22 protein-coding genes and 1 tRNA gene are annotated in these 23,826 nt (G+C 35.4%); 11 read left to right on the forward strand and 12 right to left on the reverse strand.

Annotated features, from left to right (window positions below; genetic code table 11):
- Positions 1-141: a transposase gene (locus A8143_RS12330; RefSeq protein WP_245676510.1), complete on the forward strand. Its 141-nt coding sequence runs from the start codon at positions 1-3 to the stop codon at positions 139-141.
- Positions 142-241: 100 nt separating this feature from the next.
- On the opposite strand, the gene A8143_RS12335 is transcribed toward A8143_RS12330, so the two are convergent.
- Positions 242-317: transfer RNA gene (locus A8143_RS12335), tRNA-Lys, on the reverse strand.
- A 202-nt stretch (positions 318-519) separates the two neighbouring features.
- Here A8143_RS12335 and A8143_RS12340 point away from each other — a divergent pair.
- Entirely contained in the window at positions 520-1,044 is a 525-nt protein-coding gene (locus A8143_RS12340) for a shikimate kinase (RefSeq protein WP_070138222.1), read from the forward strand.
- On the opposite strand, the gene A8143_RS12345 is transcribed toward A8143_RS12340, so the two are convergent.
- The 4 genes from A8143_RS12345 to A8143_RS12360 form a co-directional block, all read right to left on the reverse strand.
- A complete protein-coding gene (locus A8143_RS12345) occupies positions 1,041-1,616 on the reverse strand; it encodes a hypothetical protein (RefSeq protein WP_070138223.1) in 576 nt (191 codons plus the stop codon). The genes A8143_RS12340 and A8143_RS12345 overlap by 4 nt on opposite strands.
- A gap of 198 nt (positions 1,617-1,814) precedes the next feature.
- Positions 1,815-2,114, reverse strand: coding sequence for a rhodanese-like domain-containing protein (locus A8143_RS12350; RefSeq protein ID WP_070138224.1), 300 nt, complete (start codon positions 2,112-2,114; stop codon positions 1,815-1,817).
- A 3-nt stretch (positions 2,115-2,117) separates the two neighbouring features.
- Positions 2,118-2,846, reverse strand: a complete 729-nt coding sequence (locus tag A8143_RS12355; RefSeq protein WP_070138225.1) for a hypothetical protein — start codon at positions 2,844-2,846, stop codon at positions 2,118-2,120.
- Between the two features lie 65 nt (positions 2,847-2,911).
- Complete coding sequence (locus A8143_RS12360; RefSeq protein ID WP_070138226.1) at positions 2,912-3,790, reverse strand: cation diffusion facilitator family transporter; 879 nt, start codon at positions 3,788-3,790, stop codon at positions 2,912-2,914.
- Between the two features lie 144 nt (positions 3,791-3,934).
- On the opposite strand from A8143_RS12360, the gene hisS reads away from it, so the two are divergent.
- From hisS to A8143_RS12395, 7 genes are all read left to right on the forward strand, one after another.
- Complete coding sequence (gene hisS, locus A8143_RS12365) at positions 3,935-5,296, forward strand: histidine--tRNA ligase (RefSeq protein ID WP_070138227.1); 1,362 nt, start codon at positions 3,935-3,937, stop codon at positions 5,294-5,296.
- Between the two features lie 4 nt (positions 5,297-5,300).
- Positions 5,301-6,782: a histidine ammonia-lyase gene (hutH, locus tag A8143_RS12370; protein WP_070138228.1), complete on the forward strand. Its 1,482-nt coding sequence runs from the start codon at positions 5,301-5,303 to the stop codon at positions 6,780-6,782.
- 3 nt (positions 6,783-6,785) lie between these two features.
- Entirely contained in the window at positions 6,786-7,259 is a 474-nt protein-coding gene (locus A8143_RS12375) for a hypothetical protein (RefSeq protein WP_070138229.1), read from the forward strand.
- 36 nt (positions 7,260-7,295) lie between these two features.
- A complete protein-coding gene (locus A8143_RS12380) occupies positions 7,296-7,973 on the forward strand; it encodes a hypothetical protein (protein ID WP_070138230.1) in 678 nt (225 codons plus the stop codon).
- A gap of 170 nt (positions 7,974-8,143) precedes the next feature.
- Positions 8,144-11,485 (forward strand): T9SS type B sorting domain-containing protein, encoded by a 3,342-nt coding sequence (locus A8143_RS12385; protein WP_083261371.1) that lies wholly within the window; start codon positions 8,144-8,146, stop codon positions 11,483-11,485.
- A 138-nt stretch (positions 11,486-11,623) separates the two neighbouring features.
- On the forward strand, positions 11,624-14,023 hold the full coding sequence (locus tag A8143_RS12390) for a TonB-dependent receptor domain-containing protein (RefSeq protein WP_070138232.1): 2,400 nt from the start codon (positions 11,624-11,626) through the stop codon (positions 14,021-14,023).
- A 56-nt stretch (positions 14,024-14,079) separates the two neighbouring features.
- Positions 14,080-15,090: a pirin family protein gene (locus A8143_RS12395; RefSeq protein WP_070138233.1), complete on the forward strand. Its 1,011-nt coding sequence runs from the start codon at positions 14,080-14,082 to the stop codon at positions 15,088-15,090.
- Here A8143_RS12395 and A8143_RS12400 read toward each other — a convergent pair.
- Positions 15,087-15,752: a YggS family pyridoxal phosphate-dependent enzyme gene (locus tag A8143_RS12400; protein ID WP_070138234.1), complete on the reverse strand. Its 666-nt coding sequence runs from the start codon at positions 15,750-15,752 to the stop codon at positions 15,087-15,089. The two genes, A8143_RS12395 and A8143_RS12400, sit on opposite strands and share 4 nt — an antisense overlap.
- A 6-nt stretch (positions 15,753-15,758) precedes the next feature.
- Positions 15,759-16,991, reverse strand: coding sequence for a DUF1015 domain-containing protein (locus tag A8143_RS12405; protein WP_070138235.1), 1,233 nt, complete (start codon positions 16,989-16,991; stop codon positions 15,759-15,761).
- A 149-nt stretch (positions 16,992-17,140) separates the two neighbouring features.
- Here A8143_RS12405 and A8143_RS12410 point away from each other — a divergent pair, with 149 nt between their 5' ends.
- Positions 17,141-17,620, forward strand: coding sequence for a hypothetical protein (locus A8143_RS12410; RefSeq protein ID WP_070138236.1), 480 nt, complete (start codon positions 17,141-17,143; stop codon positions 17,618-17,620).
- 28 nt (positions 17,621-17,648) lie between these two features.
- Positions 17,649-18,167, forward strand: coding sequence for a hypothetical protein (locus A8143_RS12415; protein WP_070138237.1), 519 nt, complete (start codon positions 17,649-17,651; stop codon positions 18,165-18,167).
- 8 nt (positions 18,168-18,175) lie between these two features.
- Here the strand turns inward: A8143_RS12415 and A8143_RS12420 are convergent, their stop codons facing one another.
- The 5 genes from A8143_RS12420 to A8143_RS12440 all read right to left on the reverse strand — a co-directional run bounded on the left by A8143_RS12420 (position 18,176) and on the right by A8143_RS12440 (position 23,822).
- Positions 18,176-18,580, reverse strand: coding sequence for a hypothetical protein (locus tag A8143_RS12420; protein ID WP_070138238.1), 405 nt, complete (start codon positions 18,578-18,580; stop codon positions 18,176-18,178).
- A gap of 43 nt (positions 18,581-18,623) precedes the next feature.
- Positions 18,624-20,645 (reverse strand): excinuclease ABC subunit UvrB, encoded by a 2,022-nt coding sequence (uvrB, locus tag A8143_RS12425; RefSeq protein WP_070138239.1) that lies wholly within the window; start codon positions 20,643-20,645, stop codon positions 18,624-18,626.
- Entirely contained in the window at positions 20,638-21,873 is a 1,236-nt protein-coding gene (locus A8143_RS12430) for a 4-hydroxy-3-methylbut-2-enyl diphosphate reductase (protein ID WP_070138240.1), read from the reverse strand. The genes uvrB and A8143_RS12430 overlap by 8 nt, the downstream gene beginning before the upstream one ends.
- Before the next feature lie 61 nt (positions 21,874-21,934).
- The gene (locus A8143_RS12435) at positions 21,935-22,642 is read right to left on the reverse strand and encodes a hypothetical protein (RefSeq protein ID WP_070138241.1); all 708 of its coding nucleotides are present in this window, start codon (positions 22,640-22,642) and stop codon (positions 21,935-21,937) included.
- Position 22,643: 1 nt separating this feature from the next.
- The gene (locus A8143_RS12440; RefSeq protein WP_070138242.1) at positions 22,644-23,822 is read right to left on the reverse strand and encodes a M20 metallopeptidase family protein; all 1,179 of its coding nucleotides are present in this window, start codon (positions 23,820-23,822) and stop codon (positions 22,644-22,646) included.
- Between the last annotated feature and the right edge of the window lie 4 nt (positions 23,823-23,826).

Consider the following 23,826-nt stretch of genomic DNA (forward strand, 5'->3'; position numbering starts at 1 on the left):
ATTTTAAACTATTTTGAACATAGAAGCACAAATGCCGCTGCTGAAAGCTTCAATGCTAAAATTAAAGCATTCAGGGCACAATTTAGAGGAGTAAAAAATGTTGCTTTCTTTTTATTCAGATTAACTAAAATTTATGCCTAATCCCCAACTTTTGTGCTTGATCCGATGCTACTTCTCGCCCCGACGTTATTATTGACTATTGTGCAAAAAAAAAACAGAAGTCCATAATTGAACTTCTGTTTGGTGATCTGGCTGGGGCTCGAACCCAGGACCCTCTCCTTAAAAGGGAGATGCTCTACCAACTGAGCTACCAGATCTGCGTCATTGCGGGTGCAAATATACAGGGTTTATTTTATTTGACAAGGTTATCTTTAAAAAAAATTAAAGTTTTCTTCTTGTAAAAGAATAAAGATTACAGCTTATTTATGTTAAATACATGAATTTCAAAAAAATACTGATTCTTCTTTTTTAAGTTTAAGAAATAAATCTTTTGATTCTTCTTTCCATTATCTTTGATTTATGGCAAATAATATATTCCTGTATGGTTTTATGGGCGCGGGTAAATCTACGTTTGGTAAAAAATTGGCGCGTAAATTAGGGTGGATATTTATCGACAGCGATAAGGAGATTGAAAAGCAAACTCAAAAGACAATTGCCGAAATTTTTGAAGAAAATGGCGAGAACTATTTCAGGCAATTAGAAACGGAGTGGTTAAATAATTTTTCTGGTAAATCAACGGTTGTGGCTTTAGGGGGAGGGACACCTTGTTTCAATAATAATCAATTGATAATAAAGGAAATGGGCGTATCAATTTATTTGGAAATGTCTTCAAAAATTTTGACTAATCGGTTAATGAATGCGAAAAATACGCGTCCACTAATTTCTGCGTTTAAAGCCAATGAGAGGGAATTAAACTCTTTTATTCAAGAAAAATTAGAGGAAAGAAAACCTTGTTATTCTAATGCTGATATTACTTTTTCAGCAGCAAGTATTAATGCTGAACGTATGGAAGAATTAATAGTAGAAATTAAACGATTGTTCTAATGTCGGTTATATCTTTTTGACCGGGTTGCAGCTGAAATAACCGGATTGAATTTATTAAGATTTTTGTTCATTTTCTCTGCTAGTTCATTTGCAACTAGGTAAGCTTCATTGTAAGACTTTGTTTCGAACAATAGAATTTTTTTTCGGTGGTTTTTAGAAAGTAGATAAACTTCAAAAATTTCATTGTCTAAATGAAGGTCAGCTGCACCGAATGTGTGTTTCAATACTACTGATTTACCCATTTTTAAAACAGTGATGTCAGGCATGAGTATAGTTGATATCCATTTTCCCTTTTTTATTCCAAATGAGGAAGTGTATGGTTTTATGTATTTATTCTTTAATGAAATTTGAGTACCATAAGTCGAAGTAACGATGTACGAAGCTAAAAGTAGTAAGGGTGGACCAATTATGTATCCATTGCCACCTGAAGCTATTGCTAATACTGAAAACAATGCTAAAACACTCATTGTTATTCTTAATCCAGGTGTAAAAGAGTACCCGTTCCGGTAATTTATATCTGCATTTGATAGGGTAATTTCATCACTATCAATTGTTTCTCGATCTTGATTCATGTTTTTGGATTCTTAGCAGCTTTGCTCATCGCATTGCTTGCTAAAAATAGTATGAATAATAAGAAAGATACCAACCAGAACCAAAAATAATTCCTCGTGTTTACAGTAAGTTGCGATTAAACTAATACTAATTCCCAATTTTATCAGTCGGATAGGGGTAAGTTTAAAATTAATAATCTTTTTCATTCAATTGCCTTCCTATTTTAGCGAGCGCCAACCACCTCCATTTTCTACTTCTAACCCCGCTCTTAGAAGTATGGTTTTAGCTTGGGCACTTCTAACCCCGCTTGCGCAACAAACGATAATTGGCTTTTCTAATTCTTTGATTTTGCCCATCGCGGATTTTATTTCTTGTAAAGGAATGTTTTTTGATCCTTTGATATGTCCTCTTTGAAACTCTCCGGGATTTCTGACATCAATTATGATTGCTCCTTTTTCTAGTAATTCTTTTACTTTCGACTTGCGCTTACCTCCGAATATACGACTAAAAATCCCCATTTATTATTCATTTAATTCTAAAGAACAGTCTGATTTTTCTTTACCGATTATGCGAGCAATTCGGGTTCTGTTTTCACCAACAATATATTTAATTCGATAATGTTCGTCGTTTATTTCACCAGCTAAAAAGTAAAAAGGGTTTGGACTTAAACGAGGTGCCGATTGATCAATCTCAATTGTTGCCGTTTTATGAAAGTTTAGAAGATTTTCTTCACCTATTTGATAGAATTCTTGTTCGCATCGGGCTTGATTTAAAACTCTAAATTCTTGCGATTCTAAAATGGCAATAACATCTTTATGAGGAAGAGGGATAGTAGATTTCCGCTGATTAGAATTTTTGACATCACAATCCGATTGATTAGCTCTTCCTACTCCTACCACTTCACTGAAATCTTTATCATCGTATAGCGAAAAATTAATCCAATACATTTCATTTTCTTTCTCACCTTTTATGTAATAGACTTTTGGATAAGTGTCAGTAGAACTTAGGGTAAATTCTACATTACCTTCACTCTTTAATAAAGCATAAATATCGTCATTATTAAGATCGTAACACTTTAAAGCTTGAAGAATACTATCACCTGCAATAATTTCTTTTTCACCAATCATATTTTTCACTCTATTTCCTGGTAACCATGCACAACCACGGTTTCCAAACATAAAATAGACAACGATTACCCCTAAAGAAAGGCCGATTAGATAGTATTTAATTCTATTCTTTAACTTATCCATGCTCCATTTTTTTCGCAAAGTTAACCAAATTTCAATTCTTAGATATTGACGTTTAACTTATGTGATTATTGCTTGTACATGGAACAATCTTCGTTCGATAGTTCTGTTTCAACCGTGTAATATTCAAACTTATAACGTTCTAATATCTGATTAATGTTCTTTTTAATTTGGTATGATTCCTGAGCGGTTACATTTTTGTTCATTCGAATATGTGTGCTAAAGACATGATGTTCACCATCTAAGGACCAAATTGCGGTTTGGTGAATTGATTGGACACCCAAAAGATTCACTAGTTCCTTTTCTATCTCTTGTTTATTGATGTCTGTCGGGTTTCCTTGCAAAAATAAATAGAGGGTTTCTCGCAAACGTTTAAAAGCATTATATAAAATATACAACGTAATTAATAAGGATAATATAGGATCTAAGTATGGAATGTCTTTAAAATATAGGATGATTGAAACTATTAAAATTGCCGCCCAACCCAATACGTCTTCTATTAAATGCCATCCAATAACTTTTTCATTCATCGTTTTTCCCTTGGTTAATTTCCAAGCGGCATATCCATTGACTAGAACACCTACGACTGCAAAAAAAATCATTCCTTCAGCATCCGAAGATTCTGGGTACATAATTCGTTCAACAGCGGCATAAATCACATAAATTGAGCCTCCTACCAAGACTACACTATTAATCAATGCACCGAGTAATGAAAAACGTTGATATCCAAAAGAAAATTTAGCATCGCTCTTACGGTTAGATTTCTTTTGTAAGTACCAAGCTGTTCCTAATGATAAACTATCTCCGAGGTCGTGCACCGCGTCGGATAAAATAGCAATACTATTCGTATATATTCCCCCAAAAATCTCAAATACAGTAAAGGCTAGATTGAGAAAAAAGGCGAGCCTCAAATTCTTAACTGCATGATGTTCATGATGATGCCCCATGGATATGAATTAACCTTGTTTAACCACTACTTCAAATATACGGTAAATTAACTGTAATACTATGGAATCAATATTATCTTTATCCTATCATTTCAATCTATTTTTAGTTCAAAAGTTTAAATTTGCCCTAATTTCAAATATATCATGAGTACCAAACCTTCAATTTTAAAAGGAACACGAGACTTTTTACCAGATACAATGGTAAAGAGAAATTACATTTTTAATACGATTCAAACTGTTTTTCAAAAGTTTGGTTTTCTTCCCATTGAAACACCCTGCATTGAAAAGACGGAGACATTACTAGGGAAGTATGGAGAAGAGGGAGATCGTTTGATTTTTAGAGTTATGAATCAAGGTGAATCGTTAAAAAAAGCCGATTTAAAAGCGCTAGAAGATGGAAATATTGGTCGATTCTCGAATTCAATTTCTGATAAAGCCTTACGTTATGATTTAACAGTGCCTTTCGCAAGGTTTGTGGTTCAGAATCAAAATGAATTAAGTTTTCCGTTTAAACGTTATCAAATTCAACCGGTTTGGCGAGGTGATCGTCCTGCCAGAGGGAGGTATCGCGAATTTTATCAATGTGATGCTGATGTGGTTGGTAGCGACTCGTTAATTTTTGAAGTAGAATTGGTACAAATTTTTGATGAAGTATTAACGCGACTTGGATTGCCAGATTTTAGCATAAAAATAAATAACCGAAAAATATTATCCGGTATTGCAGAGGTTTGCGGTGAAAGCGAGAATTTAATTCCTATCACAGTTGCTATAGATAAACTGGATAAAATTGGCAAAGGGGGAGTGATAGAAGAATTAAAGAATAGAGGCATTAGTAATGAAGCGATACAAAAGATTGATCCCCTTTTTGAGTTATCAGGGGATAATGAGAACAAACTAAATGTGCTTAAAGATTTTTTGGCTGAATCAGATACAGGTTTAAAAGGAATAGAAGAGTTGGAGTTCGTTTTTGACGCTATCAACAACTTGGGGCTTCAAAAGGCAAAGTTAGAATTAGAGGTGACATTAGCACGAGGGTTAAATTATTATACCGGGGCTATTTTTGAGGTGGTTGCAAACAATGTAAATATGGGGAGCATCTGCGGAGGTGGTCGGTACGATGATTTAACCGCTTTATTTGGATTAAAGGGAATGTCTGGAGTTGGAATATCATTTGGCGCAGATCGAATTTATGATGTGATGTCGGAATTGGATTTATTTCCAAATGAATTATTACGTACAACTTCTTACTTATTCATCAATTTCGGTGAAAAAGAGCAAATGTATTGTATGGGGTTAGCTAATAAATTAAGGGCTGAAAATATTTCATGCGAAATTTATCCAGAATCTAAGGCGATGAAAAAGCAAATGAAATATGCTAATGATCGGGGTATTCCCAATGTAGTTTTAATCGGTTCAAAAGAAATGGAAGAAGGTGTTGTAACGATTAAAGATATGACCTCTGGTAATCAGGTTACTAAATCAGTTGAAGAATTTTTAAAGCACTAAATAAATGTCAATACACCAAATTAATAACGAACATTTATCAATCCAAAAGGTTGAAGAAATTATTACATCAGGAGCGTCAGTAGAATTGTCTGAATCGGCAGCAAACCGCATTCAAGTGTGTCGTGATTATTTAGATAATAAACTAAAGAGTGGCGAAGATGTTTTTTATGGAATCAATACCGGTTTTGGGTCACTTTGCGATACTGTAATTCCGCGTGAGGATCTTAGTAAATTGCAGAAAAACCTAGTTATTTCGCATGCTTGTGGAATAGGAGATGAGGTACCAACTGAAATTGTACGCTTGATGCTTCTTCTAAAGGTGCAAGGACTTTCTTATGGACATTCTGGCGTGCAGTTAGCAACGGTAAAACGATTATTAGATTTTTATAATGAGAATATTACTCCTGTTGTCTATCAACAAGGTTCTTTGGGGGCTTCAGGTGATCTAGCTCCTTTAGCACATATGTCATTACCCTTGTTTGGCGAAGGGTTTGTAGATGATAATGGTGTAAGAATATCGGCTAAAGAAATGTTGAATAAAAGGGGGTGGGAACCACTAACCTTGCGTTCAAAAGAAGGTTTAGCTTTGTTAAACGGAACGCAATTCATGAGTGCATATGGGATTTGGGTTCTTATGAAAGCGAATAAACTTACCAGGAACGCAGATTTAATTGGTGCACTTTCCGTTGATGCTTTTGACGGACGAACGAATCCATTTTTTGAGAATGTTAATGTCATTCGTAATCAAAAAGGACAAATTGAAACGGCTAAAAATATGCGTGAATTTTTAAAGGGCAGTGAAATTGCTAGTCAAGAGAAAAAACATGTTCAAGATCCTTACTCGTTTCGTTGTATACCGCAAGTCCATGGAGCAAGTAAAGATGCCATTCAATATGCAAATGAAGTGTTTGAAAGAGAAATAAACGCTGTTACAGATAATCCAACTATTTTCCCAGAGACTGATGAAATTATCTCTGCAGGAAATTTTCACGGTCAACCTTTAGCGATTGCATTGGATTTACTGGGAATAGCTTTAGCAGAACTTGGAAATATTTCGGAAAGAAGAACCTATCAATTAATCGGTGGGAAAAGAGGTTTACCGGCGTTTTTAGTTGCAAATCCTGGTTTAAACTCTGGATTTATGATACCACAATATGCTGCTGCCTCTGTTGTAAGTCAAAACAAGCAACTAGCAACTCCAGCTTCTGTCGATTCAATTGAATCATCCAACGGACAAGAAGATCATGTAAGTATGGGAGCAAATGCAGCGACTAAGGCATTTAAAATTATCGAAAACCTTGAGAAAGTTCTGGGTATTGAACTGTTTAATGCTGCCCAAGCCATCAGCTTTAGAAGACCGCTTAAATCAAGTCCGGTAATCGAAAAAATGCTAGTTAGATACCGAGAAAATGTTCCTTTTGTTGAGAATGATAAATTTATGCAACCAGAAATTGAAAAATCAATTAACTTCGTTAAAAGTCTTTAAATCATGCAAGAAAAAAAATCGAATATTCTAATTGCTTTATGTGTTATGTCCTTTATTTCTTTGGCGTATCAAGCATTTAGTTTGTCCATGAGTTTGTCCAATGGTCGACCTACAGATGAACAAATTAAACAACAAAAAATTACTTTGCTTGAAGGTCAAACTCCCGAAACGTTAGAAGCAAGTCGTGGAATGATTGAAGATGCAATGCAAATTACAAAAGTTCAACAAGAGAATTTTTCTTTAATGCTTAGTTTGGAAGGATTGTCAATTTTAATCGGATTAATTGCAGTTTTATTGATGTTACAAATGAGAAAAATAGGCTTTCATTTATACATCATCTACACCTTGATTTCTATTTTCTATTGGACGTTTCTGTTTTCGGGAATTGGATTGGCAACTATACTAATCGTACTGAGTATTTTATTTGGAATATTATTCGTTGGACTTTATTACGTTCAATCAAAAAAAATGACTTAGTAAACCTTTGAAGGTTAGTACACGTATTTAAATTGAATGAAATTATTTTCTGTCATATTCATTATTGCATTTGGGTTAATAGCTTGTAAAAAAGATGAACCTAAATCAATCTATTATGGCTATGAGTTTTTTCCTGTTCATGAAGGTCATTTTCGTGTGTATGATGTGGTTGATATTTTTCACGACGTCGCATTGGATCCTCAACACGATACAAGTCGCTATCAAATAAAAGAGGTAATTGCTGAAAACTTGGTGGATGGCGAAGGAGATACAATTCAAAAAATTAGACGTTATTGGAGGGAATCGGATACGTTAGCTTGGGAAATTAAGGATATTTGGACCCAAAAAAGGACCAAAACAACCGGGGAAGTACTGGAGGAAAATAAAAGAATGATTAAGCTCATATTTGCTATCGCTTACGAACGTTCTTGGGATGGAAATGCTCTTAATAATTTAGATCGACTTGAATATTATTATGACGAAATATATGAACCCTATCAACTTGATGCAGTTGAATTTGACTCGACCGTTATAGTTGAAAAGGAAAATTTTTCATCTTTTATTGATTACCGTCGACAGTATGATGTTTATGCCAAAAATATCGGAATAATTAAATCCGTATACAAAGTGCTCGAAATTGATAACGCAGACACTTTGGATATTCAAAAAGGACCGGAAATTACCTATACCTTGGTTGATTATGGTGTTGAATAAATCCATGAAATTGATTGACTAGGTTACTAATGAAAAAAGTGTAAACCTAATTTTCTTGGAACCGAACTGTTAAAACCCTGTTAAATCAAAGAATTCAGTTGGTAAAAAGGCAACTTAAAAGCCTGTTAAACGTATTCAATAAAAGGACTTTTTTGACGTTATCACTGTACATGAAGCTACGTTTTATATTCATATTTTTTAGTGTACTCCTTTGGAGCAAGATGGCGAATGCGGAGCATTTAATGGGAGGAGAAATAACGTGGCGTGCTCTTGGAGGGAATGATTATGAATTTACTCTTGTCATATACAGGGATTGCAATGGGTTAGATATTATTGATCCTAGCCTAAACCTCAGAGTCTGGCGTCATGATGTGGTTTCTGACATCACCGTGAACTTTATCTCTCAAACCGACTTAAGTCCTTCATGTACACCTGTGTTTGGCGGGCCAGCCGAATTGGATTGTGGCGTTGGTGCAGGTGGAGGATCAGGGCCGGGGGCAGTCGAAAAATTTGTTTACCGCTCTAATCCAATCACTTTAGCAGGTTCACCACCTGCAGAAGGTTGGGCGTTTACTTATGATTCCTTTTCACGAAATGTTGACTTGGATAATATTGCAGATCCTTATGCCTACGGGCTAACATTGTCGTCTATCATGTACAACGTGGACGATGATTGCTTAGATTCTTCTCCTGCGTTTGCTCAAGATCCTTACGTTTTACTCTGTGAAGGCAGCGATTTTCAATTCAATTCTAATGCGTTTGATCCAGATAATGACTCTTTAGTTTTTTCTTGGGGTATTCCACTTGATTATTTCCCATCAGGAGATTTTAATCCTCCAACGAATCCCTCACCTGTTCCGTTTACACCAGGTTATTCGCACAGTAATCCAACGCCGGATGAAAGTTTTAATCCCGATAATATTCCGGCTTCCATGGATCCAACATCGGGTCAAATCACTTTTAAATCGAATACGGTAGGAAATTTTGGATTTGCTCAGAGGATTGATTGCTACAGGAATGGGGTGTTGATTGCAACAATTAATAGAGAATCACAATTAATTGTAATACCTTGTGTTGGATATGATAATAATCCACCAATAATACAACCTCCATTTGCGGGAGGAACTTCCTTTGAGGCTGAATTTTTCGCGGGTGATTTAATTAGTTTTGATATCGAGATTGAAGATTTGGAAGTGTTGCAAGATGGTTCACCGCAAACGGTAACACTTATACCGACGGGAAATTATTTTGGATCGGGGTTGGTGGATGATGGTTCTGGTTGTGATTATACACCATGCGCAACATTGGACACACCTCCTTTAATTCAAGGTGAGCAGGGGGTAACTACGAGGTTTGAATGGCAAACGGCTTGTGATCATTTATTGGATGCCTGTGGTACGCAACAAAACGAACAAGTTTACACATTTGTTTTAAACGCTCAAGATGATTATTGTTCCGTACCTGGTAGAACTTATGAAACGATAAAAATTACCCTTAAGAATAAGGCTCCAATAACACCTCCTAATTTAAATTGTGTTGATGTATTAGATGATGGTAGTGTAACACTCAGCTGGACGCCGAGTGTGGATACTGATGGTTCATTTGACCGTTATGAAGTACACTCTTTAGAAGACGGTTTTATTGCTGATATTTTTGATGTTACAACCGATACTTATACAGTGGTTGGTGCTGGAGCAGATGTTGTGAGTAAGAATTATTTTCTATTGGCCAAGTTTGGCTGTGAAGGTGGATCCATAGCTTCTTCGGACACCCTCTCGAGTATTTTGATGGAGTATACTAATTTAATGGATGGCCGAATTTCAGTGAAATGGAATAATACCGCGGTTCCTTCAAACGATGGTGACGACATTATGCATGGAATTTATCGTGAGTTTCCAATTGGAACTTGGACAAAAAGAGGAGAAGTGCCTTATGGAGAGAATTTATTCATTGATACGATCGATGTTTGTGATGCTTTTTTGAGCTATGAAATCAGAATTGAAAACGAGGCCGGATGTGTATCTACTTCTAATAAAATTGGTGATAATTTGTCGGATATTATAAATCCGATTATTCCCGAACTTAGCTGGGTGACGGTTAATCCCGAGACAGAATTTGTTGACGTATTATGGAACGTAAACCCAGCTTTAGATACCTATGGGTATATTATTTTTATTCAAGATGATTTGGGATTTTGGATAGCAAAAGATACCGTATGGGGTCGAGAAAATACGTCATGGACTAACGTAGATACAGAGGCGGATTTAGGTTCGGAAGGTTATCGAATAGCTGCATTTGACTCTTGTTTTACGGCTACTGATCCACCAACTTATCAAACGTCAGCGCGAAGTGAAGCACACCGAACAATTTTTTTAGAACAAGAGTATGATCTCTGTGCAAAATCAATACAACTCGAATGGTCTCCATACATTGGTTGGATTGAAGAAGTGAGACGTTATGAGGTATTTGCAAGCGAAAACGGAGGAGCTTTTGAATTAATTGGCACGATTGAGACAGCGGCACTAAATTTTAATCATACTCACCTTAATTATGATTCGGAATACTGTTATTATGTTAGGGCGATTTCAGTGAGCGATTCAATTTCAATTTCAAATAAAGTTTGTCAATTGGCCGAACGACCGTCTCAGCCGGCTTTTCATTATTTAACTACCGCAACTCATCAATTAGGTGTAGGAATAGAGGTGATTTGTTATACGGATGAAACTGCCGCCGTAGATCTTTATGAAATTGAGGTAAAAGGTCCATACGACACAGATTATACAGTTATTGGAACAGAGGATGAACCAATTGGACCTTTCATTTATTATCTTGACGAGAATGTTTTTCCGGAGCGAGGCGAATACCAGTACCGTGTTAATTTAATTGATACTTGTGGTCGTGTAGGTAAAGTTTCAAACATTGGTAAACCATCCTTTTTAAAGGTCACTACTGATCATGTACGCATGATTCACACATTAGATTGGTCATCTTATGCCGATTTTAATGGTGATATTCAATCCTATAATATTTTTAGAGGAGAAAATGGCGTTTTTGATGCTAACCCAATCGCAACGACCCTACCTGGAGTGCGATCGTATGTCGATGATGTTTCAGAATATTACAATTCTCAAGGTCAGTTTTGTTATCGAATTGAAGCTGTTGAAACAGAGAATGAATTTGGGTTTAATGAATCGTCGTTCTCAAATACAGCTTGTGCCGTAATCGATCCGTTGGTATACATTCCAAATGCCTTTATGATAAATGGGGAAAATTCAATATTCTTGCCTGTTTTATCGCGATATGATTTTGATTCTTATCAATTGAATATCTATAACCGTTGGGGAGAAAATATTTTTCAGACTTTAGATAGGTTTGAAGGTTGGAATGGTTATAATGAAAAGGATAATGAATTTTATGAAGAGGGTATTTATGTTTATCATCTCACATTTAAAGATCGTGAGGGAAATGATTATGAATATCGAGGAACCGTCGCTCTGCTCATTGGGGGATAAAGAAATAAGTCCCCATTTACCGGTGTTATATTCCGTTTAAATCATCATTCTTACCACAAATAAGTTCAAACATGTATTCGGTAAAACTTCCTTTAGCTTTCCTTTTAAAAACCTTATTTTTGTGCAAAAATATTGGAAATGAGAATTACACTATCAATCATCATTGCATTATTAACGATTAATGTTTTCGCACAAAAACCTAATGGAAATCGGGTAGAAGGTGAAATTTTTGGAACTGTCATAGATTCTGTAAGTGGAGATCCTATGGCCTATGTAACCGTGATGGCTTTGAGTGGACCAGAAGATAAAATTGTTGCTGGTTCTATCACCGAAGATAATGGAAGTTTTTCGATTGCCGGTTTAGCCGCGGGAACCTATAAATTAAAAGTTTCTTTTGTTGGATATAAGGTGCATTTTATTGAGAATATTGAGATTAACGAATCCCAAATGACAAAACAGTTCAAGTCTTTAACGCTTGCCCCTCTTGTGATGGATGTTGTTGAGGTTGTTGGAGGTGTTCCAGATATTTCTTATGAAATAGATAAAAAAGTAGTGAATGTAGAAGATCAAATAAATGCAGAAGGACAATCTGCTTTGGAAGTCTTACAAAATGTTCCTTCTATAAATGTAGACCCGGATGGTACGGTTAGTTTGAGAGGTTCGTCAAGTTTTACGCTGCTTATTGATGGGGTACCAACATTGTTAGATGCCAGTGATGCATTAGCCACTTTACCTGCAAGCTCTATTCAAGACATTGAAATTATCACTAATCCATCTGCTCGTTACCAAGCAGAAGGAACAAGCGGAATTATTAATATTATTACTAAAAAAAGTAAGCTTCAAGGGGTAAGCCTTTTAGTTAATGGTAATGCGGGAAGTTTTGGGAATTATGGCGGAGATATTGCTTTAAATATTAAAAAAAATAAATTCACTTTTGATATTAATGCAAATTACAATCAACGTAGCCGCCCCAATGATAATGTCACAGATCGAATTACTACTTACGATACTTTAGTGAATCGTTTGCATTCTGAAGGTGAACGAAATTGGGCGATGTCAAGTTGGGGAGCTGGCGGTGGAATTCAATGGGCGCCGAATAATAGCCATGTTGTCGTGTTAAATTCAGATTTTAGATCTAACTTAATGAAACCCTATTCAGATTATAATTATTGGAGTTATGATGACGATTCTTTAGTTTCTCAATTTTACAACGAACAACATAATTATATCGACATGTTCAGCAGTAATACCAGCTTATTTTATAAACATAATATAAAAAGAAATAAAGAGCACAGTATCAGTTTTACAGCCATTGCAAACTTTCGAGATGTCGTGCAATCAGACACTACTTTGTCTTATTTAAGTGATGGTTCCATTCGTTCAGGAAACTTATATACTGAAACTGGTCCGTCAAATTTTACTCGCTTTAACGTAGATTATCAACTCCCACTCAAAAAGGGTCATAAATTTGAAGCTGGATTGCAGTCACAATTTGGAATGAGTGGAGATGTTGGAAAAAATTATGTGTACAATACCGGTACTGGTGAATTTGATTTTAACGAGTTATTCAGTTCAGATGTTGAATATGTTCGAGATGTTCACGCTGCATACTCTTTATTAGGCGGTAAGGTAAAAAGTTTAGGGTATCAAGTTGGGTTAAGAGCGGAGTATACTTATCGCACAATTTCTTCAACTGCCGCAACTGATTTTGCAACGATAAATCGAATGGACTTTTTCCCTTCAGCTCATTTCTCCTATAATCTCGCAAACAAAAGTCAGCTATTATTGAGTTATTCAAGAAGAATAGAACGACCGAGAAGTTATTATTTTGAACCTTTCATTACGTGGGAAGATCCTTTTAACGTACGAACAGGGAACCCGAATTTAACCCCTGAATATATTAATGCTTTTGAATTTAGTTTCATTCAGCCGCTTGCGCAAAAAGGATTTTTTAGTGCAGAAGTATATTACCGTAAAAGCAACGGAATAATAAATAGAATTTCAACGGTATATGACGATGGAATTTTGATTTCACAACCATTTAATATTGGAACTTCGCAATCTTATGGATTAGAAGGAGCAGTGAGCTATAATTTTGCGAAATGGTGGAAAATAAATGCTGGTTTTAATTCTTATTTCTTTAATCTAACCGGAGCATTAAACGATGTTGATTATAGTGCCGAATCATTCAATTATAATGGGCGAATCACAAATACTTTTAATTTAAAAGGAGGGGTTATCGTCCAGTTGGTATCTTCATACAGAAGTGGATCTGTAACTGCACAAGGGGAAAGTTTAGATTCTTTTACACAAGATATTTCCGTAAAGCGTTCATTTTTGGATAAAAAACTATCGGTCACACTTCAAGGAAGAAATATCTTAGGTACGGATAGGAGAGGAAATATACGTTATACGGATAATGTTTATATTAATTCTATTTCTAAGCCTTTGGCACCCATGTTAATGTTATCAGTATCGCTAAAATTGAACAATTACGAGAAGGTTTATAAGGCAAATGAGAATTTAGATGATTTTTAGTTTAAATGATTTAATTCCCTTGAATAATCATTATCTTGTACTAAAGGTTCAAAGTTATGAGTGAAAAGATAAAGACTATATTGCCCCTTAGTTTTCCATTTGAAACGCAGGATCCGTTTTTATTTTGTGCTTATCATAATGATGATTATCCGCAAGGTAAAAATGGAAATATGACGGTTTCCCAAGCAGATTTAAGAGGACGCAATATGGGACAAGATTTTAATCCAAATTTGTCGTGGCGTATGTATCATGGACAAACTATCCCAGGATTTCCTTATCATCCGCATAGAGGGTTTGAAACAATTACAATTAATAAACAAGGTACAGTTGACCACTCCGATTCATTAGGCGCCGCTGGACGCTTTATGGAAGGAGATGTGCAATGGATGACAGCAGGAAAAGGAGTTCAGCATTCTGAAATGTTTCCGCTATTACACGATGATAAGCCGAATAAACTAGAAATTTTTCAAATTTGGCTCAATTTACCTCGGGCAAGTAAATTTGTCGAACCGCATTTTAAAATGCTTTGGAAAGAAGATATTCCGGTAATTGAAGAAGAAAATTTAAAGGTTACCATAATTGCTGGAGCCTATAAAGGAATCAAAGCATTAAAACCAACGCCTGACTCATGGGCTGCAAGTCCAGAAAATGGTGTACGCGTTATGACCGTAGAATTAAAATTGGGCGCCGAATTTTTTTTAGATGGGTGTCCTGATGGGACAAACAGAAGTGTCTTTTTTTATGAAGGAGATAAACTGCAATTTGATGATATTGAAGTTGAAAGTTTGCATCATATTCAATTGAAATCAGATGCAGCCATCGCAATTAAAAATAATTCGAATATAACTGGATACTTACTTGTTCTCGAGGGAAAACCGATAGGCGAGCCTGTTGTTCAATATGGACCCTTCGTCATGAATTCGCAAAAAGAAATACAAGAAGCAATTCAAGATTATCAGCGGACACAATTTGGAGGTTGGCCTTGGACAGAACGAGAGAAAGTGCATGCCAAGTCAAAAGGACGATTTGCATTACATGCTGATGGAACCGAAGAAGTAAAGAGTTAATTACGAGCTCCGAAAATAGCACTTCCAACTCTCACCATGGTGCTACCTTCCTCAATCGCTATTTGGTAATCCCCACTCATGCCCATTGATATTTCTTTGAAATACGAGGCATGTCTAAACTGGTTTCTCTTTAGTTGATTGAAAATTTCATGCAGGTGAGTAAATTCTTCACGAATCAGTGTTGTATTTTCTGTAAAAGTTGCCATTCCCATAACACCAATAATTCGCACATTTTTTAGCGAAAAAAATTCTGGCGAATTAATCATCTCTTCAGCCTCTTCTATACTAAATCCAAATTTTGTACTCTCTTCCGCAATATGAAACTGAATCAAGCAATCAATAATTCTATCACATTTTTCAGCTTCTTTATTTATTGTTTTTAACAGTTTAAATGAATCAACACCATGAATTAAATGGACAAAGGGGGCAATTTTTTTTACCTTTTTAGATTGTAAATGTCCAATCATATGCCATTTAATATCTTTAGGCAGGGCTTCAAACTTCCATTCTAATTCTTGTACTCTATTTTCTCCAAAATGTCGTTGACCTGCATTATAAGCCTCTTCCAATAATTCTTGAGCTTTAGTTTTTGATACAGCTACTAAAGTTACAGATGAGGGAATACTCGCACTTATTTCTTGTAGGTTTGCTTCAATCATAATATTCTATTATTCGTCTAATGGAAATATAGTTAACCCGCTTCTTAATTTTGGTTCAATCCATGTTGATTTTGGAGGCATTATTAAATTTTCGTCTGAAACTCTTTTTAGGTGTTCCACTGTAACCGGAAATAAACCAAATCCTACAGCATATTTACCACTATTTACAGCTTCTTCTATACCTTCCATGCCTTTTCTACCTTGAATAAAATTAATTCTTTTATCTGTTTTCAAATCGGAAATTCCCAATATTGGATCTAATAAATTTTGTGTAAGGATATGGGTATCCAATCGATGAACTGCATGAAAACGATCAAAACTTCCTTCTTTTACCGTTAATTTATACCATTGCTTATCGATGTACATGCTAATTTCATGTAAACCTAAAGGGGCAACTTCTTCCGTTATTATTTTTGTAACTAGAAAATGTTCCGATACTTGCTTCAAAAAATCTGCTGTCGTTAAACCATTTAAATCACGAACTAATCGGTTGAAATCAAGGATTTGTAATTTCTCTTCAGAGATAAAACATGCTAAAAATAAATCTTGATTCGGACTGGTTTTATGTTCAATACTTTCGTGATACCGCGCAGAAGAAGCACAACGATGATGTCCATCAGCAATATAAACGCGTTCAATCTCGTGATAATAGCGTTGAATACGTTCAATTTGATCTGCATCCCTAACCACCCAAACTTCATGTTTAACCTTATCCCAAGAACTAAATTCATACTCAGGACGAATATTCATGATATGATCGTATAAATCATCCAAACCTTCATGTTGTTTGTGAAAGAGAAGTACAGGCTCAACATTAAAAGCAACAATGTTAAGAAAGTTAGAAAAAACTTCTTCTCGCTCACTTAAAGTATCTTCATGCTTTTTTATATGACCTGAATTGTATTGGTCAATAGATGCACCTCCAATAATTCCTACATAGGCATGATCTTCACGAGTTTGTCGATATAAATAAAAACAATTCTCTTCATCTTGCATAAAAATCCCCTCACGAATGAATTCATCAAATTTATTTCGAATTTTCTGAAATCGTTCCGGTGAATTTGGACGTGTTTTATCTTCCGTATTAAATTCTGGATTTATAACATGTAAAAACGTGTAAGGATTATGCTCTAACTTTGCCTTTAGTACAGTTTTATTGTAAGCATAAAATGGTCGAGTGGCAACTAAATATGCTTTGTCTCTAGTCGGACGAATTGCTCGAAATGGTTTAATGACTGTCAATGCTGTAATTTTTTAGAGTTACGAAATTAAGAAGTTGTGAGGAGAAATGATTCGATTTTCTATTTTTTCTTGAATTTCTTAGTCCGCTCGTAAATCCAATAAATTTCTAATTTTTGCGTATAATTCTTATATTGACTAAAACTTCTTAGATGAAAAATTTTCTTTTAATAATCAGTTTAATGTGCTCAATCTTTGGATTCGCTCAAAACGGAACCAAAACGGAACCATCGGAGGGGGCACACCATATTGGACTTCATGCTGGAACAACAACGGGGTTAGGTTTTTCGTATCGTTTTTGGCCTGGAAAAATAGGTTTTCAATTAACGGGTGTTCCAATTTTTGACAGCCATTCCTCATTTGTAAGTGCGGGTGCATCTTTTCTTTACAAATTCAATGATAATGAGGTTGTTGATTTTTTTGGTTATGTGGGGAATCATTTACTTCATCGAACATATGGTTATAATAACTCTACTAATTTAACCTATAACGCAAGTATTGGTATCGGGTTAAAAATTGATTTTTTGGAAGTTTTAAATTTCAATTTACAAGCCGGTTATGGCGTTTATAATATGACCGAAACTGTAAGAACGAGATTAGCTGGAGAAGTTGGATTGTATTATAATTTATAAAATTAGTTTAACCTAAAAAAGGGAAAAAATGAAAAAGCAATTATTATTTGTGATTCTATTGATTTTAGCTTTACCTATTTTTGGACAAGAAGAAAAAATAGAAAATAAATTTGAGGAAGTGCATCATGTTGGTTTACATGCAGGCGTGACTTCTGGAATAGGTTTTTCTTATCGCTATTGGCCAAAAGAATTAGGATTTCAAGTTACAGGTATTCCTTTCTTCGAAAATGATAATTCTTTTTATAGTTTTGGCTTATCTTTCTTAGCAAAATTAAGGGATGATAAGGTCGTAGATTTATACGGTTATGTATCAAATCACCTTATGCTTAGAACAGGTTTGAATTATAACTATGACCAAATGACGGGAGAGTATACAACTTCAAAATATACCCGAGAAACCTTCAACATTGGTGTCGGGATGGGACTTGAATTTTCGCTCTGGAAGGTCGTGAAACTTAATTTACAAACGGGTTATGGTTTGGTAGATATCACAAATTCAATTACAGGCACCATTATTGGTGAGTGTGGGTTGTATTACAGTTTTTAGGCCTGTGATTATCTTTTAACACCAAATATTTCGCCGGGTTCTCCTTTTTTAGGTTCAATAAGTTTAAACGGCAGATAGAATAGAGGAGGCTCTTCATTTTCGATGTGTTTCATATCAATTGAAATTGCGTCAATCTTATCCTGACCTTCCTCTAACTGTAAAGCAACTTCATACGCTAAGGCATAGCCATTCATTTTTGAAGCTTTCATTTCCCCTTCACAATATCCTTTTAAATTTTCAATAACTTGACCAATTGTAGGGACGTTTTTCGTATCGATTTCCATTTCTAAAGGATGAACATTTCCTATAGTATCTATAAAAGCTCCAAACGGATACGATTCGCCTGTTTCTACTAAAAGGTCTGAAGCATATTCAACACAGTGTTTGAGGAGATTCTCTAATTCTTCATTCATGGCGCAATTAATTTTTATGCAAGTATATTTCTTTCTGTAGGATTTACAAGGATTTTATGCGAGATTCTAAAGCATACATTTCATCTCTTAAACGAGCAGCTTCGATAAAATCCAATGCTTTTGCTGCTTTTTCCATGTCTGATTTCGTCTTTTTAATACTTTTTTCCAATTGCTCTTTCGACATATAACTAACAACGGGGTCGGCAGCCATTGCTGTTTCAACAGGGTTGTCATAAATTTTTTCTTTCCCGTCTTTATCTGCAACTTTTGTTTGATTTAGAATGCTTTCAGTAGTTCGCTTAATTTGAGTTGGAACAATATTATTTTCCTTGTTATACGCTTCTTGTATGGCGCGTCTTCGATTCGTTTCATCGATGGTTAATTGCATACTTTTGGTAATTTGATCCGCGTACATGATAACAGCACCATTGACATTTCTAGCTGCTCGACCAACAGTTTGCGTTAACGCCCTTTCTGACCTTAAAAATCCTTCCTTATCCGCATCGATTATCGCAACAAGCGAAACTTCAGGTAAGTCAAGTCCTTCTCTCAATAAGTTTACCCCAATTAATACATCAAATTCCCCCAACCTTAATTGTCTTAAAATTTCCACCCTTTCAAGCGTATCCACATCAGAATGGATATATCGGCACGGAATCGAAAGTCGATCAAGATATTTTTGCAATTCCTCCGCCATTCTTTTGGTCAATGTCGTCACTAAAACACGTTCATCCTTTTCTTTACGAATATGTATTTCTTCGATTAAATCATCAATTTGATTTTCACTTGGACGTACATCTATTTTAGGATCTAATAGACCTGTTGGGCGAATTACTTGTTCAATTACAACACCTTCTGATTTTTCAAGCTCATAGTCTGCTGGAGTAGCGCTTACGTATATCGTTTGATTTGTGATTGCTTCAAATTCTTCAAATTTTAAAGGTCGGTTATCAAGTGCAGCAGGTAATCGAAAACCAAAATCAACTAAATTCACTTTTCTTGACCTGTCTCCACCATACATTGCTCTAATTTGAGGAATGGTGACATGACTTTCATCGACCATTAAAACAAAATCTTTCGGAAAATAATCTAATAAACAGAATGGTCGTGATCCTGGTTCACGTTTATCAAAATAACGAGAATAATTTTCAATTCCCGAACAATAACCTAGCTCACGAATCATTTCTAGGTCATAATTTGCTCTCTCTTCAATCCGTTGAGCTTCTACTAATTTACCTTCGCGTTTAAAGAATTCAACATGTTTTCCAATATCAATTTCAATCTGTCGAATTGCATGATTAATGGTGTCTTGAGAAGAAACAAAGATGTTTGCTGGAAAAATGTTGATTGTTTTGTATGATTCAATTTTTTTGTTTGTTTCCGGATCAAAAGTGTATAATTCTTCAATCTCATCCCCCCAAAAAATAATTCTTAAAGCGTAATCGGCATAAGCTAAAAAAATATCAACAGTATCTCCTTTTACTCTGAAATTTCCGCGTTGCGGGTCAATGTCATTTCTAGAGTATAAATTTTGGACAAGATTCAAGAGAAACTTATTCCGTGAGACAGTCATTCCCGTATGAACTTCAATAATACTATTCTCAAATTCGGCTGGATTCCCTACACCATAAATACATGATACTGATGCTACAATAATCACATCCTTTCTTCCGGATAATAAAGATGAAGTTGCAGCTAGACGAAGTTTCTCAATTTCATCATTGATTGACATGTCTTTCTCAATGAACGTATTTGTTGTAGGTAAATAGGCTTCAGGTTGATAATAATCGTAATATGATACAAAATATTCAACCGCATTATTTGGGAAAAAACTTTTAAACTCCCCGTATAATTGAGCGGCTAAGGTTTTATTGTGGGAGAGTATTAAAGTTGGTCGATTGATTTCTTTAATAACATTGGCCATGGTAAATGTTTTACCGCTTCCCGTTACTCCTAATAAAGTTTGAAAATCAATACCGTCATTTAGTCCTTCAACCAATTGACGAATGGCTTCGGGTTGATCTCCCGTTGGATCAAATTCGGAATTAAGTTCAAATTCACGCATCAAAATTCGATTTTAATTCAGTGAGTGCTTCTTCGATGTTTAATTCTTCATCTAGCAATTCAGCGATTCGTTGAATCACGCGATCAACAGTTGCGTCTGGACAAGATGCTCCACTTGTTATAATGATATTTATCGGTTTTTTATTCGTTAGAAAATTACTCGTTCGTGTGATTGTATTGCTGTGCATATCAAAATGCTGAATCTCATCACGACTGATAAGTTCTGTCTCGTCTTTAATGTAGTATGTTTGAAATTTTTCTTCACATAATTCAACTAAATGCGATGTGTTTGAGCTATTATATCCTCCAATCACTAGCGCAATATCAGCCTCTTCTTTAAGCAGTGCCATGGTAGCCGATTGATTATCATTAGTAGCATAACACAAGGTGTCCCTGGTGTTCGCAAAATGTTCTGAAAGGCTGTCGGATCCAAATTTCTCTTCCATAATCTGAGCCATGAAATCCGAAATTTCTTGCGTTTCAGAAGCTAGCATGGTTGTCTGATTTACGACGCCTATTCGGTTAAAGTCTTCTTCAAGGTTAAAGCTTTCAGAATATCGACCATTAAAAACGATTTTAAAATCTTCTTTTGGTCGTTTCTCCAATATAATATCACCTAAAATTTTCGCTTCTTCAATGTCTCTTATGACAATCGATTTTGCATTTGATTGAGCATGAGAGAAGGTTGCTCGCGTTTCTTCATGCTGATCTTTTCCGTGAATAATTACAGTGTAATTATCGGCACCTAACTTTTCTGACTTCTTCCAAACGCGCTCTACAAAAGGGCATGTAGTATCGTATTTATTGGTACTAACTCCAATTTTTTTTAGGCGATCCTCAATTTCTAAAGTCGTTCCAAAAGCAGGAATTATTACAACATCGTCAGCATTGAGTTCGGTCCAAGGAATTAGTTGATTTCCTTTGGTATCTTGTAAAAAGTTTATGCCATGCGCTTCAAGATCACCGTTAACTCCTGGATTATGAATCATTTGGCTGAGAAGGAAAATTCGTTTGTTCGGGTTTTCTTCGATTGCACGATAGGAAATTTCAATCGCATTTTCAACACCGAAACAAAATCCAAAATGACGAGCAAGGATAAAGTTAATACCTTCAAAGTTTAAACGACTTGGTGAAAAGTCCTTTTTCCTTTTATCCTGTTTAGTTCTAATGGCTTTTACACGACTTATGATGGGAGATCGGTAATACGTTGGAATATCAAAGGTCTTCAAGTTGTTTTATTTAATGTTGAAAATCAATCGTTCTTATTACAAAGATAACGAATATCTCAGCTTATTGTTCGAGTGATAATAAATAATCGAGTGCTGTATAATTGAAATTTTTTCCTACCCAATGATAAGCTACTTCACCGCTAGGTTCGACCAAGTAAAGCGACGGAAATTCAAACCCTGCATAATATAAAAATTCATGTTCATTTTCAATCCTATGAAAAGGATAATTTTCGACATTAAAAGTTGTTCTAAAATGATTAATGTTTTGTTCGTCGCCATTAAAAAAGAGGTGTACAGGAACTTTTTGACCGGCATAATAATTTACACCTAAACGTTGTGCCGTTTCCATGCAATGGCCACAACCTAGATCCAAGAATGCGAGAACTTGATAAGTTTCATCAAAACGATAAGATGATTTTGTTTGTTCTCCTAGCTTATTGAGATGTTTAAAGTCTTTTTTATCAGCATGCATGAAGTAATCGACATCATAGATGGGCGTGAACGCAAAATTTATTGAAAAACCAATTAGAAACCCAATGATGAAAAAGAGCCATTTCTTTAAATTTAACCTGATAATTCCTTTCGTTGAAAAAACAAGTCCAAATCCCATGCAGGTTGCTGTTATTAAACGAATAATTAAAGTGGATACACTCCAACCGAACCAAGTATGCTCAACCACCTCAAATAAAACCAAGTTGAATAGTGCTGATAGTATTAAAGAAATCGAAATAAATACTAGACCGATCAAAACAAAACCTAAGTTATTCATACTATATAAATACTTGAGAGAGTAGAGTTTGGATGCCTATTTTTAAAGCATTTTCATCAATGTCAAAACGTTTATTATGAACGGGATATATAATTCCTTTTGCTTCGTTCCTAACACCAATTCGAATGAAAGTAGCAGGGATTTTTTGTGAATAATAGGCGAAATCCTCACCAGTCATTCTCAGCGGGAGGTCGACAACATTATCTTCTCCAAAAAATGAGATGCATTTCTCTTTAGCCTTTCTAGTCACTGCTGCATCGTTCTCCAGATAAGGATAACCAACTTGAATATCTACATCAACTGTTCCCCCCATACCTTCTACTAGGTGATTTGCAATCCTTTTGATTTTAACGTGTGCCTCTTTCCGCCATTCTTCATTCATTGTTCGGAAAGTTCCTTCTATTGAAACAGTGTCTGGAATTACATTCGTAGCACCTAAACCTTCAATTCTTCCAAAGGACAGTACAGAAGGAATTGTTGGAGGGCAATTTCTGCTCACAACTTGCTGTAAAGAAACAATTAAGTGACTCGCTATTAATATGGGATCGATATTTTGATGTGGCATTGCACCGTGTCCACCCTTACCATTGACCGTTATTCTAATTTCATCACATGAAGCCATATACATGCCTTCTTTTAGACCAACTTTGCCTACTTCAAGCTCGGGAAAAACATGTAAGGCGTAAATTTCATCAACTTTAGGATTTTCTAAAGCTCCCTCTTTGATCATTAAATTCGCACCTCCCGGTAACTGTTCTTCACCCGGTTGAAAAATTAATTTTACTTTGGTTTTCAATAAATGACGGTTACCGTAAAGTATTTTTGCCGTGCCAAGAAGTATTGCGGTATGCACATCGTGACCACAAGCGTGCATAATTCCTTCGTTTTGGGATTTGTAACTGGCATTACTTTCTTCCGCAATTGGAAGCGCATCCATATCTGCTCTTAAGCCTATGCAGTGATCCTCGGAATTTTGCCCTTCAATTAAAGCTATGATACCAGTTTCAACTATTCTATCCTCAAATGCTATTCCCCAACTACTCAGCTTTTTTGCGATAAACGCGGAAGTTTCAAATTCTTTAAAAGATAGTTCAGGATGTGAGTGGATATGCCTTCTAATCGCTACAACTTCTTCAAATATCGCTTCCGATTCTGTTTTAATGAGTTTTTTTAAGTCCATAAAT

It is taken from the genome of Crocinitomix algicola, assembly GCF_001661595.2.
Lineage (GTDB): Bacteria > Bacteroidota > Bacteroidia > Flavobacteriales_D > Crocinitomicaceae > Crocinitomix > Crocinitomix algicola.

Coding starts and splice junctions, on each gene's coding strand:
- A8143_RS12395 (WP_070138233.1), top strand. CDS start 14,080: ATGAGTGAAAAGATAAAGACTATATTGCCCCTTAGTTTTCCATTTGAA.
- hutH (WP_070138228.1), top strand. CDS start 5,301: ATGTCAATACACCAAATTAATAACGAACATTTATCAATCCAAAAGGTT.
- hisS (WP_070138227.1), top strand. CDS start 3,935: ATGAGTACCAAACCTTCAATTTTAAAAGGAACACGAGACTTTTTACCA.
- A8143_RS12440 (WP_070138242.1), bottom strand. CDS start 23,822: ATGGACTTAAAAAAACTCATTAAAACAGAATCGGAAGCGATATTTGAA.
- A8143_RS12360 (WP_070138226.1), bottom strand. CDS start 3,790: ATGGGGCATCATCATGAACATCATGCAGTTAAGAATTTGAGGCTCGCC.
- A8143_RS12355 (WP_070138225.1), bottom strand. CDS start 2,846: ATGGATAAGTTAAAGAATAGAATTAAATACTATCTAATCGGCCTTTCT.
- A8143_RS12420 (WP_070138238.1), bottom strand. CDS start 18,580: ATGAATGAAGAATTAGAGAATCTCCTCAAACACTGTGTTGAATATGCT.
- uvrB (WP_070138239.1), bottom strand. CDS start 20,645: ATGCGTGAATTTGAACTTAATTCCGAATTTGATCCAACGGGAGATCAA.
- A8143_RS12380 (WP_070138230.1), top strand. CDS start 7,296: ATGAAATTATTTTCTGTCATATTCATTATTGCATTTGGGTTAATAGCT.
- A8143_RS12345 (WP_070138223.1), bottom strand. CDS start 1,616: ATGAATCAAGATCGAGAAACAATTGATAGTGATGAAATTACCCTATCA.
- A8143_RS12350 (WP_070138224.1), bottom strand. CDS start 2,114: ATGGGGATTTTTAGTCGTATATTCGGAGGTAAGCGCAAGTCGAAAGTA.
- A8143_RS12385 (WP_083261371.1), top strand. CDS start 8,144: ATGAAGCTACGTTTTATATTCATATTTTTTAGTGTACTCCTTTGGAGC.
- A8143_RS12415 (WP_070138237.1), top strand. CDS start 17,649: ATGAAAAAGCAATTATTATTTGTGATTCTATTGATTTTAGCTTTACCT.
- A8143_RS12390 (WP_070138232.1), top strand. CDS start 11,624: ATGAGAATTACACTATCAATCATCATTGCATTATTAACGATTAATGTT.
- A8143_RS12340 (WP_070138222.1), top strand. CDS start 520: ATGGCAAATAATATATTCCTGTATGGTTTTATGGGCGCGGGTAAATCT.
- A8143_RS12410 (WP_070138236.1), top strand. CDS start 17,141: ATGAAAAATTTTCTTTTAATAATCAGTTTAATGTGCTCAATCTTTGGA.
- A8143_RS12375 (WP_070138229.1), top strand. CDS start 6,786: ATGCAAGAAAAAAAATCGAATATTCTAATTGCTTTATGTGTTATGTCC.
- A8143_RS12435 (WP_070138241.1), bottom strand. CDS start 22,642: ATGAATAACTTAGGTTTTGTTTTGATCGGTCTAGTATTTATTTCGATT.